The organism is Pedobacter sp. GR22-10 (genome assembly GCF_026239715.1).
Classification (GTDB): domain Bacteria; phylum Bacteroidota; class Bacteroidia; order Sphingobacteriales; family Sphingobacteriaceae; genus Pedobacter.
Genome location: NZ_JAPIVR010000002.1, coordinates 999,886 through 1,012,806 on the forward strand (window position 1 = coordinate 999,886; position 12,921 = coordinate 1,012,806).

Here is a 12,921-nt window from a genome sequence, read left to right on the forward strand (position 1 = left end):
TAACAGATCAGTCTCAGTTATGTTTGGTCAATATCCGTATACACCTCTAAAAAGAATCGATTGGAAAGTATTTTAAATATCAGAAACGTTAATAAAATTTATCAAAGTGCCGGACGTGAGCTGAAGGTGTTGAATCAGATCAATTTTGCGATCGAAAGCGGCTCCACTGTAGCCATCACCGGTCCATCAGGGAGTGGAAAAACCACTTTACTCGGTTTGTGCGCCGGCCTTGACCGCGCAAGCAGTGGCACCGTTGAACTCAATGGCATCGCATTCGAAAAACTGAATGAAGATGAGCGTGCTGCAGTGAGAAATCAATATGTAGGTTTCATCTTTCAGAATTTTCAGCTCCTGCCTACCCTGACCGCTTTAGAAAACGTCATGGTGCCGCTCGAATTACGGGGTGCCAAAAACATCAGGGCCCAGGCACTCGATTTGCTTGACAGGGTTGGACTGGCAGACCGGTCTCATCATTATCCGGTTCAATTGTCAGGAGGTGAACAGCAAAGGGTTTCGCTGGCAAGGGCTTTTTCCAACCAGCCAGCCATTCTTTTCGCCGACGAGCCTACCGGAAATCTGGATGCAGAAACCAGCGAAAAAGTGATTAAACTGCTGTTTGATCTGAACCAGGATGCCGGTACTACCTTGGTGATCGTTACCCATGATCTTGAACTTGCTGCCCGAACCGGCAGAACCATTAAAATTAAAGGCGGAACCATCATTTCTGATGAAAACCATAGTTATGCAGAATAAGATCCCCAGGCAGCGCATTAAATTTTCATGGCTGTTTAAAATGGCCTGGCGCGATAGCCGCAAGAACCGCTCGCGCTTACTCTTATTTATCTCTTCCATTGTACTGGGCATTGCAGCCCTGGTAGCAGTATATTCCTTTAAAGATAATTTACAGCACGATATTGATGCACAGGCAAAGGAGCTTACCGGTGCCGATCTGGTTTTGGATAGCCGAAAGGGTGTAACCAAGGCCATGCAAAAGATGCTTGATACCCTCGGAAACGAACGTTCGCAGGAAAAGACTTTTGCCTCCATGATTTATTTTAAGAAAGGTGGCGGTAGCAGATTGGTGCAGATGAAGGCCCTGAAAGGTGATTATCCTTATTACGGCACCCTCGAAACCATTCCCTTAGAAGCTGCTGAAAACTTTCAATCCGGTCAGGATGCCTTAGTAGACCAGACCCTTATGCTGCAATTCGGAGCCAAAGTGGGCGATTCGCTTAAGGTGGGCGACATCAGTTTCAAAATACTAGGGACGCTGGTGAAGGCCCCCGGACAAACCGGAATAGCAGCTACGGTAGCACCTACCGTTTATATTCCCATGCAGTTTTTGGCCAAAACCAATCTCATTAAAACCGGAAGCAGGATCAACAATAAATTTTATTACAAGTATAATGATCCATCAGGTGTGGATGAATGGGTGAAGAAAAATGAATCTAAACTTGAAAGTGAAGGTTTCGACGCTGACACGGTTGAATCACGCAAGGAACAAACCGGAAGATCATTTAAAGATGTAAACCGCTTCCTGGCTTTATCTGGTTTTATTGCCTTGCTTTTGGGTTGTGTGGGTGTGGGGAGTGCCATTCATGTTTACATTCAGGAAAAGCTCAGTGCCATCGCCACTTTACGCTGTTTGGGCTTAAAGGCCCGGCATGCTTTTTTCATTTACCTCATTCAGATATTTTTTATTGGCCTGGTTGCCGCTGTGCTCGGAGCAGTTATTGGTACGGGCATACAGTTTCTGCTGCCTGTAGTGCTCAAAGATTTTTTACCTGTAGAAATAACCATGCGGGTTTCATGGGCAGCTGTAGCACAGGGCATTTTACTAGGACTGATCATTTCTATCCTTTTTGCCCTTCCCTCACTATTGTCGGTGAGAAAAATTTCGCCTTTAAATGCCATCCGGATTTCATTTGAGCGGACAAGTCAAAAACAAGACCCATTTATATGGCTGGTTTACCTGTTAATGACAGCATTTGTAGTTGGCTTTACCCACCTGCAAATGAAAAACTGGATACAGACACTGGTATTTACGCTAAGCATTGGTATTGCCTTTCTACTCTTAATTTTGCTTTCCAGGGTTTTGATGTTCATGGTCAGAAAGCTCTTGCCCAATTCCATCAGTTATTTGTGGCGGCAGGGTTTCGCAAATCTCTATCGCCCAAACAACCAAACCCTGATGCTGACGGTTTCCATTGGCCTTTCCACTGCATTTATCTGTACTTTATTTTTTATTCAGGGTATCCTGATGAGCAGGGTCACACTTTCTTCAGGCAGTAATCAGCCTAACCTGGTGATGTTTGATATTCAGAATACGCAAAAAAAAGGCTTGGATAGCCTGACGAAGTCTTTTAACCTGCCATTGATGAACCAGGTTCCCGTGATCACGATGCGGATAGAAGAAATTAACGGAAAAACTTCCAGCGCAGACACCAGTAACCGCCGTGCATACCGCAACGAAATCCGGGCCACTTACCAGGATAGCCTCACTGCAGCAGAGCAGATTGTAGCCGGCAAATGGATCGGTAAGGTAAAGCCCGATGAAACCATTTATATTTCACTTGATCAGCGTTATGCCAGTCAAATTCATGTTGGCCTGAATGATAAAATCGTTTTTAACGTACAGGGCATGATGATCCCCACTGTAGTTGGAAGTCTCCGGGAAGTGAACTGGAGCAGGATGCAGACCAATTTCAGGGTAGTCTTCCCGGCCGGGGTGCTGGAGCGGGCACCACAGTTTCATGTATTGATGACACGCGTACCCACGAATGAGCTATCTGCTAAATTTCAGGGCGAAGTGGTTCAGCATTTCCCCAATGTGTCTGTAATTGATTTAGATCTGGTACTAAAACTGCTGGATGAGTTGCTGGGAAAAATTGGCTTTGTGATTCAATTTATGGCAGGTTTCAGCATGGTTACCGGCTGGATAGTATTGATTTCTGCCGTGCTGACCAGCAAAAACCAAAGAACAAGGGAAAGCATTTTACTGCGAACGATGGGCGCCAGCAAAAAACAAATCCTGGCCATTAATGCCATAGAGTACTTTTTTCTGGGAGCCTTTGCTGCCGGCGCCGGATTAATCCTGGCCATCGGGGGAAGCTGGGCGATGGCAAAATTCACTTTTGATGCGGCATTTGTTCCACCTTTCCCGGCCACATTATTACTTTTTGCTTCGGTCATCCTGCTGGTTGTGGTTACAGGCATACTCAGTACAAGAAGCATTTTAAACCAACCGCCACTTAAAATATTACGGTCTGGAAGTTAATTCCGGAGGGATGATTACATTAATAAAAATCCCATGTTAAATATTCACCCACCGGAAACATTTTGAAAGCGGGGATGTTTTTAAGCAAATTGAATTATAGCATGAACAATAAGCTTAGAAACATCCTTCTCCTGGCTACCTTAGGCATAATCGTGGTAAGTTATGCCGGTTGCGGGGTATCAATACCCAAAGGTGCAAAAGCCATAAAACCTTTTAAAAAAGATAAATACCTGGGTAAATGGTATGAAATAGCCCGGATGGATTTTAAATTTGAAAAAGATTTAAACAATGTTACTGCCACCTATACTTTGGAAGACGGGGCAATTAAAGTAGATAACCGTGGTTATAACGATGTAAAAAAAGAATGGAAGCAAAGCATTGGCAAAGCCAAGTTTGTGAATGATGAAAATGAGGCCAGACTTAAAGTTTCTTTCTTCGGGCCGTTTTACGCAGGCTATAACGTTATTGAAATTGATGCAGATTATCAATATGCCCTTGTGGCTGGAAACAGTTTAGATTACCTGTGGATTTTATCAAGAAAGCCAACCATACCGGAAGAAATTAAAGCGGCTTATCTGAAAAAAGCAAAAGATATTGGTTATAAAACAGCAGAACTTGTGTGGACAAAGCACGATCAATAATTACTGATCGTGCTTTCTTTTTTCAAGTTCAACCTCATCGGTTAAATCCAGGCGCAATGGTGTGATGGATACATAATCATTTTCTACTGCCCAGCGGTCTGTATCTTCTTCCGCAGGTTCCAAAGCAGATACGGTAATCCAGTAATGCTTTCGCTCCATGGGATCTGTTCCCGGCACCACATGTCCGTCATAAAGCCTTACCGATTGACGTGTCCATTTTATCCCTTTGGGTAAGGGTGGAAAATTCACATTGTACAGGCCCAGTTCATCATCTTTAAATACCGTATTTAATACCTCCGCCACATAAGCATCAAGCGCTTCAAAATCAGGTTCTGTTTTTCCAACAGGTGTACTCAATGCCACACCTTTTACGCCCAGTAATACCGCCTGCTTTGCTGCTGCCAGCGTTCCTGAATGCCACATGGAATTGCCCAGATTCGGTCCCATATTTATTCCAGAGAGTACCACATCTGTATCAGGATACATGTGCAGGCCTAAAGCCACACAATCTGCCGGCGTTCCGTTCACCCGGTGTGCATCTATATTTTCAAAAGTGATGGGAGATGATTTAATGGATAGTGGTCTGGAATGGGTAATGGCATGGCCCATGGAAGATTGTTCCACATCCGGCGCTACAATCCTGACTGTCCCAAATTGTAAGGCCATTTTGGATAATGCTGCAATTCCGGGGCTGTAAATACCATCGTCGTTCGTAATCAGAATATTCATATCTTTCAAAATTAGGTATAGAATTAAAACCGAAACGGCCTGTTATTGTTCATAACAATATGAAAAATGCAGATAAACTGGTGAGACTGATCCATAACCCAGGGGCCGGAGAAGGAAAGTATTCAAAAAAAGAAATCGTTAAAATGATGGATACTCACGGTTATGAATGTGATTATGTATCTTCCAAAAAGAAGTCGGCTTTAAAAAACATTGAACCCGAAACCAAATTTATTGCCATCGCCGGCGGCGATGGTACCATCCGGAAAACCATTATGGGCCTGTTGAGCAAAAAACTGAAGTTTAAACGCCCCATAGCACTGTTGCCATTTGGCACAGCAAACAACATTGCCACCTCGCTTGGCATCAGTGAAGATGTAGGTCAAAATGTATCCACATGGGATGATTATAAGCTCAGAAATTTTGATGTGGGCCAGGCACTCGGTTTAAAAAAGGCTGCCTATTTTATAGAATCACTTGGATTTGGACTTTTCCCGCAGCTTATTCAAACCCTGGAAGATACTGATACTAAAAATATTGAAACCGCCGAAGAAGAATTTGAGCTGGCGCTGAACAAATTGCTTGAGATCACCAGGGCCTATCCGGCCAGAAAATGCCAGATCAGCATTGACGGAGAAAAGATCGAAAAGCATTGTATTATGGTAGAAATTATGAACATTTCACGCCTCGGTCCTAATTTGAAACTAAGTGAAAAAGCTGATCCCGGAGACGGTTTTTTTGATGTGGTTATTGTTGGGGAAGAAAACCGGATGGCAATGGAAAATTATATTACCGATATCGCAAAAGGAAAGAACATTCCGTTCCCAATTGCCTCCATTCCCGCTAAAAATATCAGCATCAGCTGGGAAGGTACGGATATGCACATTGACGATACCATTAAAGAAGAAGAAAGCTACACATTAACCATATCCATACTGCATAGTCTGCTCGAAGTCATTGTAAATAAAGAGACACTGGCATAAATAGCTTTAAAAGATACCTGATATCCTTACTTTTGATGAATGATCAGATTAAATAGTGAAACACCTAATGATGTACTTCAAGAGGTTAAAATTGGCGACATGGTAACTGATACCTTTAGTAAAACCGGCCTGGTAGAAAGTATTGAAGTGAATGATGATGGTTTATATAGAATTTACGAATTTCATCTCGTAACCGGAAGAACAATCAAGATAAAAAGGTAAATTGCCTTTCAAACCCTGATTGCCCTATGTCATTGTTGATTTTACTTACCGGCATTTTACTGCTCTTTCTGATGATCCTTAAAAAGATCAACCCCATGATTGCGCTCATGGCAGTGGCCATTGCAACCGGATTATTACTCGGAATGCCGGTTTCGAAGGTAATTGGTGCGGTGAGCAACGGAATTGGCAGCACTTTAGGTAGTATGGTCATGGTACTTGCCTTTGGTGCCATGATGGGAAAACTGATTGAAGATAGCGGGGCAGCACGGAAAATCGTTTTTATTTTAATCAAGGCTTTCGGAAAGCAGCACATCCAGTGGGCTGTTTTGCTCACAGGTTTGTTGGTTGGCATTCCCCTGTTTTATAATGCAGGCTTTGTGGTTTTGATTCCGCTGGTGTTTGCCATTTCTGCAGCTACAGGACTATCCAAACTATATATCGGCCTGCCTATGGCTACCGCACTTTCAGTAACCCATGGTTTCTTACCTCCCCATCCCGGACCTGTTGCTCTTGCAGGTATTTTCCATGCAGATATTGGCCAGACACTCATATATGGACTGGTGCTGAGCCTGCCCATTGCTGTCATTGCAGGAATTTATTTCCCGAGGTTAATCATGAAGAAGATTCAGCCTGCCCTCATAAAGGATTTTGTACTGGAAGAAGGTGAAGGCTTACCTGGCACGGCAAAGAGTTTTATGGTGGCATTGCTGCCAGTATTTCTGATCATTGCCGGAACCATCGGAAGTGGCCTGAATACAGTGTACCCGGGCAAATCGATATTTATTTTTCTTGCCGATCCTACAGCAGCCTTACTGATCTCGGTGATCCTGACACTCCTACTCCAAAACAACAGCATTGAAAAAGCTATGGAATCCTGTACAGAAGGGGTAAAAAGCATTGCCATGATTATATTGATCATTGCTGCCGGTGGGGCTTTTAAACAAATTTTAATTGACAGCGGCGTGGGCGAAACCGTCAAACAATTAACGGGTAATTTAAATCTTTCTCCGTTGTTACTGGCCTGGTTAATTACGGCCTCACTGCGCATAACCCTTGGCTCCGCCACTGTTGCAGCCGTAACCGCCTCCGGGATGGTGCTACCCCTGATCGGTCAACATGCCCCTCCCGAATTAATGGTGTTATCTGTAGGGGCAGGTAGCCTGATGCTTTCTCATGTTAATGATACCGGTTTCTGGATGTTTAAAGAGTATTTTAACCTCAGCCTTAAAGAAACATTTGGAACCTGGACCATGATGGAAAGTATCGTTTCCGTACTCGGATTAGTTGGGGTACTTCTTTTAAATCAGTTTTTATAAAACATACACACCATTTCTGAATACGAATAAATTTATCTATTAAGCGATTTGAGCGCTTTTATAATTGCAACCAGATCTTCTTCCCCATACTTTCCCTGCGCCTCTTCATAAGTTGATAATGCGGTTTTAGCTAAGGGAGATGAGATGCCTTCATCCTTGGCGAGCCTCAAATCTTTTACAATGTGTTTTAAAGCAAAAGCAGCTTTATAATCATCGTTCAGAATGGCCTCGCCTTTTATTTTGGTGTATACATTGCCGATGGCTGCATTTCCGATGAGTTCTAATAAATCTGCCGGTTGAATTCCCTTTTCACTGGCAAACAAAATGGTTTCTGCCAGGCCTTGTGTGTATAGTGCCAATAGCGAATTGATGGCCAGCTTAGCTATATTTCCCGCTCCAGTATCACCTACCCACTTGCTTAATTTCCCCAACACATCAAAAATGGGTTTTACTTCTTCAAAAGCAGACTTTGCGCCCCCGGCCATAATCACCAACTGACCAGTTTCTGCCTGCTTCACGCTCCCTGATACCGGGGCATCAAGGTACCGGCAATTTTGTAATTTACACAGTTCATCTATTTTTTTAGAAATGGCCGGAGACACCGTACTCATATTGATAATGACTTTCCCATCTATCTGACCGCGAATCAATCCCTTTTCACCTTCAAAAACAGCGGTTATGGCCTGATCATCAGTTACCATTACAATAACCACATCAGATTCCCGGCTAAGTGCTTCAGGGCTCTCCGCTACTGCTGCACCTATAGCAGTTAAAGCAGATTCTTTTTCTGTACTTCTGTTATATACGGTAACCGGATATGATGCTTTTAAAAGCTGTGCAGCCATTGGAATACCCATGTTTCCTAATCCAATCCATCCTATTTTTTTCATGTTCAAGTTATGTTCTGATCAACAACAAAGTTGATGAATAAATGATTGAATATGGCATAGCCGATATCATTTTTTAAACAAATTTTCTGAATAAGAAACTTGTTGAATGTGTAAAACAATAGCTGGAAATAAATTTGTATCACATAACTTTAACACAAAATCAACCATCAGATGAGTTATTTGCTTAAAAACCTTTATTCACCGGCATTTTATGGGAAACTAACAGATGCCCTGCTTTTGACTGTTCCGGCTTTCGACCGGGACAAGTTTTTAAAAGAGATTTTTATTGCCGAATTTGAATCAAAGGAACTGAAGGAAAGAATGAAACATACCACAAATGTGATTCATCGATTCTTTCCTGAAAACTATAATGATACGATTGAAATCATTAAAAAGACCATCGGTGAATTAAGAAAAATAGGCATTGGTGAAGATGGACTGGCCTTTATGTTCCTGCCGGATTACATCGAAACTTACGGAATGGATGATTTTGACACCTCTGTTGAAGCATTGGAATTTGTAACCCAGTTTGTGAGTTGTGAATTTGCCGTTCGCCCTTTTATTTTAAAGTACGGCGATAAAATGATGCGCCGCATGCAGCAATGGTCATTACATGAAAGCCATAAAGTGAGGAGATTGGCAAGCGAGGGCAGCCGGCCCAGGCTACCCTGGGCCATGGGTATTCCATTTTTGAAAAAAGATCCTGGTGCTGTACTACCTATTCTGGAAAACCTGAAGCACGATCCTGCTGAATATGTGCGGAGAAGTGTGGCCAACAACCTGAATGATATCGCTAAAGACCATCCGGGCATTGTATTAGAAATCGCTAAAAAATGGTCGGGAATCAGCCCGGAAACAGATGCCATAATCAAACATGGCTGCAGAACCCTCTTAAAACAGGGCCATCCTGAAATCCTCAAACATTATGGATTAAATGATCATGGAATGATCTTGAAAGACTTCCATCTTTTAACACCAGACATCCGCATGGGTGAAAGCCTGGCCTTTTCATTCACCATTCAAAATGAACTTCTCACTGAACAGAAGGTGAGGCTGGAATATGCCATTTATTACAAAAAGCAGAACGGGCAGCATCATAAAAAAGTGTTCAAGATTTCTGAAAGGATTTATCCTGCCGGCATGAAGGTGAATATTTTACGTAAGCAAAAGTTTGTCCCGATCACGACACGAAGGTTTCATTTGGGTAACCACCGGATTGCTGTGATCATTAATGGAGCAGAAAAACAGTCATCTGATTTTAATTTACACGCTTAGTCAGTATAGAAACCAATTCATCTAATAAGGGAATCTGCCGGTCTTTAATCGCCAGGATGGCATTTTCATAAGTAAACCAGTCGCCTCTGTCTACCTCTACAAAGCTTTGTATTTTGCCCGATTTTGGTGGCCATTGCATTTCAAAAGTGTTACTATGCAGTGTTGCCGGATCAAGATCACCTTCAACGGCCCAGCATAACACCCTCTTGCCGCCTTTTTGAATAATGGGTTGCAGTTCGATGAAATCGCCATCAATTCTCGTTCCTACTTCCTCTTCAAATTCGCGGATGGCTGCATGCAGCGGCTCCTCATTTTCATCCAGTTCACCCTTTGGTACAGACCATACCCCTAAATCTTTTTTGGCAAAAATTGGTCCGCCGGGATGAATGAGAAAAAATTCCGGTTCCGGACCTGTTTTCCTGTAAAGTAATATTCCTGCGCTTTGTCTCATGTTTAAATATAATGCAAGGTGTATGACTGCCGGTAAAAACGAACCACACTGGTACTACAAAAAAAGTCTGTTCCAGTTAAGAGACAGACTTTTTTTATTTCAATTGAATGCTATTTTATAACAATCCATATAAGCCATGTGCGTAGGTACGCAGGGAAGCAGATACACTCTGCATCTTTTCTGGCGACGGTCCCTTTACCTTGTAGGCTTCAGGATGTAATTCTAAGGATTGATCATTTACTGAATCGGATGTGCTTTTATTGCTTAATGTAGCATGCTGTTCTTCGCTGATTTTTAAAGGAGCCATATTAATAATTATTTATATCAGATTAACATGTTTCTCAGAAATAAGTTTGAAAACCCTGCATATTTTTATAAATTATTTTTCTACCGAAGAAATCCAGTTTTCCGTATCCGAAATCTTGACCGGATCTGCAGAAGCTATAATCTTCAACACACCACCCGCATTAATCTCAGCCTGAGTGATATAGTTCTTTCTAAAAGGCTTATCATTTAAAAAGACGGCTTTGATATACTTATTTTTAAGGCTAAAATTCCCGGTTTCAATTTTAAAAGTCTTCCCTTTTGGCAAATGGTAAGTTAATGAAGGAAATAAAGGAACATTCAAGTAATAGACCGGCCAGCCTACACAAGCGGGAGAAAAACCGCTGGCCGCAAAAATATACCAGGCACTCATGGCGCCGGCGTCATCATCCATGGTTCTTAAATAAGCCTGTGGTTCATTTTTATAAATTTTGCCAATGTAGGATCCTATGCCCCGGCTATTGTCGTTAAAATAATTCTGAATCACCGTATCTGCAGCCAGCTGGTGCATCCAGTATTGAGATTTATATCCTGATGTGGTGGCATTATACATCAATGGTACCTGCAAATCGGGTTCATTGGCATGGTTATATAAATCTTTTGCAAAAAATTGATCCAGATTGGCCAGGTAGGCTTCTGCTCCTCCATCCAGTTCAATTAATCCCTGCACATCATAAGGTACAAACCACCTGTATTGCCAGATGGTTCCCTGGTACAAACCCCTTGCCTGCATGCGGTCTACATCATTTCTGGTTAAATCTCTAAAATCCTTATTCCAGTATTTTTTATATTCCAGGGCTTTATTTTTATAGGATTGAGATTTATCCTTATTCTTCAGAATGGCAAATATTTCTCCCAGTGCCCAGTGATCATAACTGGATTCCAATGCTTTATCCGGCGATTTATAATCCAATCCGTCTACTTCTTTCGCCAGGGAATCTGCAATCTTCGCAAAATCTACCGGATATCCTTTCCGGTAAGCATCCAGCAAGACCACAATGGCATGCTCAGAACGGACGGTATTTGATGGCTCATGCTGACTTGCATAATCCTTTTTACCAGATTGATACAATTCTGCAATAGAAGTGATCATCCCCGCATATTCGCTTTGATTAATGAGAGAAAGTAAGGGCAGTTGCGTCCGGTAATTGTCCCAGATGGCCCATCCGTTGTAATGAATTTGCTTATCTTTCTGCAATTCTCCTTTGGTGTTCCGGTAAGTACCATCTTGTTCAGAAATGACATAAGGTGACTGCATGGTGCGATACAGGAGTGAATAAAATAATGCTGAGTTTTCTTCATTTCCATTCACTTCAATCTGACTTAAATGATGATTCCACTCCGAAGCACTCAGCATTTTGACATGTTCAAATGAATCATTACTGATCGTTGCTGAAGCTGCTTCTGCACTCACAGAGGATAAGGCTACATTGATTTCTGTGGTAACTGCAGCTTCCGGAAGCGACAAAACCAAACGGTGATTGCCATTGTCTTTCCAGCTTTTTGTACCTTTTGCCACCAGGCAATAATAAATTTTATACTTTCCTACGCCGCAGGTCGTTCTGGAAGTAATCCAGCCTGAAATTGTATCTCCTTTTACCTGATGCTGCTCATCAACAAAAGCACCGTTAAAAGCATAACTCAAATCAAGATATAATCCCTTTTTACCTTTCGGAAACTGATAAACATGTTTCCCTGCATTTTTTAAAACACTTAGCTGTACGCTTATTTTATTGCCAAAGCCAACCGCATAATAACCCGGGCTGGCCTTTTCTGAAGTCTTGATCAGATCAGTTTTCATGGGATCAGTGCCTAAAAAAGGCCTGATTAAAATATTCCCTCCTGAGCCCTGGCAGCCTACGCCTTCAAAACGGTTATGCGTAAAACCTTCAAATTTCTTCGCCAGGTATTCGTAACCGGTATGGGTTTTAGGATAGGTTTGCGGTCCGATGCTTAACATGCTAAAAGGATAAGATGCAGCCGGCGACATTTGTCCGTGATCGCCAGAAGATCCCAGAAATACATTGACCAGATCCACAGGCTGTTTTCCTTTTACAGAAAAAGAATGATGATTTGATTGTGCTAAAACGTTTAATTTAAAAAACAAAAAGCAATAAGTTAACCGGATAAAAAATTTCATTATGTGTTATTAATATCCGGCCAAAATAATATTTTAGCATGAAGTTGCTGTTATGTTACCATTTCTTTACATAACAGCAGGAAATAAATAAGGCCATTTCAGATCAGTGAAATGGCCTTTGAAATAATATTAATTTTCTGTTTCTATTTAATAGATACCGGTACGGAAACCTTATCCCAATCTAAAGAGAAGCCAGTTTTAGTAATTTTATAAACCAAACGTTCCTGAGTGGCTTTCAATACTTTGGTTTTAACATCAACACGTAAAGCATCTTTGCCTTCTTCATATTTATATGCACCCCATTGCTTTGGTTCTTTGTTAAAAATTGCCGTCCATGTTCCGCTTTCTTTAGGGATTAAAAAGAAGCTATATTTTCCAGCGGCCAATGGTTTTCCTTCCACCATAATGTCTTTATCCGTTTCAAAAGTAGTGGCTTCGTTTGCACCGGCACGCCAAACTTTATCATAAGCTTCCAAACCTCCCCAGATTTTACGGCCTTTTACAGCCGGGCTGCTATAGTTAATGGTAATGGTGGCACCTTTTACTTTTCCGGTAACAGTTGCCGCAGGACTCGGTTTAGGCTGGGCATCCTGAGCCATTGCACTTACAGAGAATGTAATGGCTGCAAAAAGCAGGGTGATTGATTTAATCATCTTTTTCATATGGTATATATTTG

At 42.0% G+C, this 12,921-nt stretch carries 13 protein-coding genes; 7 read left to right on the forward strand and 6 right to left on the reverse strand.

What is annotated here, in order from left to right; genetic code table 11:
- The first annotated feature begins 60 nt into the window (after window positions 1–60).
- From OQX64_RS11795 to OQX64_RS11805, 3 genes are all read left to right on the forward strand, one after another.
- On the forward strand, window positions 61–753 hold the full coding sequence (locus tag OQX64_RS11795) for an ABC transporter ATP-binding protein (RefSeq protein WP_265818914.1): 693 nt from the start codon (window positions 61–63) through the stop codon (window positions 751–753).
- Entirely contained in the window at window positions 743–3,277 is a 2,535-nt protein-coding gene (locus OQX64_RS11800; protein WP_265818915.1) for an ABC transporter permease, read from the forward strand. Before OQX64_RS11795 ends, OQX64_RS11800 begins: the two co-directional genes overlap by 11 nt.
- Before the next feature lie 101 nt (window positions 3,278–3,378).
- A complete protein-coding gene (locus OQX64_RS11805; protein WP_088300383.1) occupies window positions 3,379–3,918 on the forward strand; it encodes a lipocalin family protein in 540 nt (179 codons plus the stop codon).
- Here the strand turns inward: OQX64_RS11805 and surE are convergent, their stop codons facing one another.
- Window positions 3,919–4,647 carry a 5'/3'-nucleotidase SurE gene (surE, locus tag OQX64_RS11810; protein ID WP_088300204.1) on the reverse strand — a complete coding sequence of 243 codons (729 nt, stop codon included), beginning with the start codon at window positions 4,645–4,647 and terminating at the stop codon, window positions 3,919–3,921.
- Window positions 4,648–4,706: 59 nt separating this feature from the next.
- Here surE and OQX64_RS11815 point away from each other — a divergent pair, with 59 nt between their 5' ends.
- The 3 genes from OQX64_RS11815 to OQX64_RS11825 are packed head-to-tail and all read left to right on the forward strand — an operon-like array spanning window position 4,707 to window position 7,165.
- Entirely contained in the window at window positions 4,707–5,627 is a 921-nt protein-coding gene (locus OQX64_RS11815; protein ID WP_088300206.1) for a diacylglycerol/lipid kinase family protein, read from the forward strand.
- Window positions 5,628–5,666: 39 nt separating this feature from the next.
- On the forward strand, window positions 5,667–5,849 hold the full coding sequence (locus tag OQX64_RS11820) for a hypothetical protein (RefSeq protein WP_088300207.1): 183 nt from the start codon (window positions 5,667–5,669) through the stop codon (window positions 5,847–5,849).
- A gap of 26 nt (window positions 5,850–5,875) precedes the next feature.
- Window positions 5,876–7,165, forward strand: coding sequence for a gluconate:H+ symporter (locus tag OQX64_RS11825; RefSeq protein WP_265818916.1), 1,290 nt, complete (start codon window positions 5,876–5,878; stop codon window positions 7,163–7,165).
- Between the two features lie 32 nt (window positions 7,166–7,197).
- Here OQX64_RS11825 and OQX64_RS11830 read toward each other — a convergent pair whose 3' ends face one another.
- Complete coding sequence (locus OQX64_RS11830) at window positions 7,198–8,055, reverse strand: NAD(P)-dependent oxidoreductase (RefSeq protein WP_265818917.1); 858 nt, start codon at window positions 8,053–8,055, stop codon at window positions 7,198–7,200.
- 171 nt (window positions 8,056–8,226) lie between these two features.
- Between OQX64_RS11830 and OQX64_RS11835 the strand changes: the two genes are divergently transcribed.
- Window positions 8,227–9,330 (forward strand): DNA alkylation repair protein, encoded by a 1,104-nt coding sequence (locus OQX64_RS11835; RefSeq protein WP_265818918.1) that lies wholly within the window; start codon window positions 8,227–8,229, stop codon window positions 9,328–9,330.
- Here OQX64_RS11835 and OQX64_RS11840 read toward each other — a convergent pair.
- The 4 genes from OQX64_RS11840 to OQX64_RS11855 all read right to left on the reverse strand — a co-directional run bounded on the left by OQX64_RS11840 (window position 9,314) and on the right by OQX64_RS11855 (window position 12,907).
- Window positions 9,314–9,781: an NUDIX domain-containing protein gene (locus tag OQX64_RS11840; protein WP_265818919.1), complete on the reverse strand. Its 468-nt coding sequence runs from the start codon at window positions 9,779–9,781 to the stop codon at window positions 9,314–9,316. The two genes, OQX64_RS11835 and OQX64_RS11840, sit on opposite strands and share 17 nt — an antisense overlap.
- 115 nt (window positions 9,782–9,896) lie before the next feature.
- The gene (locus OQX64_RS11845) at window positions 9,897–10,088 is read right to left on the reverse strand and encodes a hypothetical protein (RefSeq protein WP_088300214.1); all 192 of its coding nucleotides are present in this window, start codon (window positions 10,086–10,088) and stop codon (window positions 9,897–9,899) included.
- Between the two features lie 72 nt (window positions 10,089–10,160).
- On the reverse strand, window positions 10,161–12,245 hold the full coding sequence (locus OQX64_RS11850; RefSeq protein WP_265818920.1) for a glycoside hydrolase domain-containing protein: 2,085 nt from the start codon (window positions 12,243–12,245) through the stop codon (window positions 10,161–10,163).
- 143 nt (window positions 12,246–12,388) lie between these two features.
- Window positions 12,389–12,907 carry a DUF2911 domain-containing protein gene (locus OQX64_RS11855; protein WP_088300217.1) on the reverse strand — a complete coding sequence of 173 codons (519 nt, stop codon included), beginning with the start codon at window positions 12,905–12,907 and terminating at the stop codon, window positions 12,389–12,391.
- Window positions 12,908–12,921: the final 14 nt, after the last annotated feature.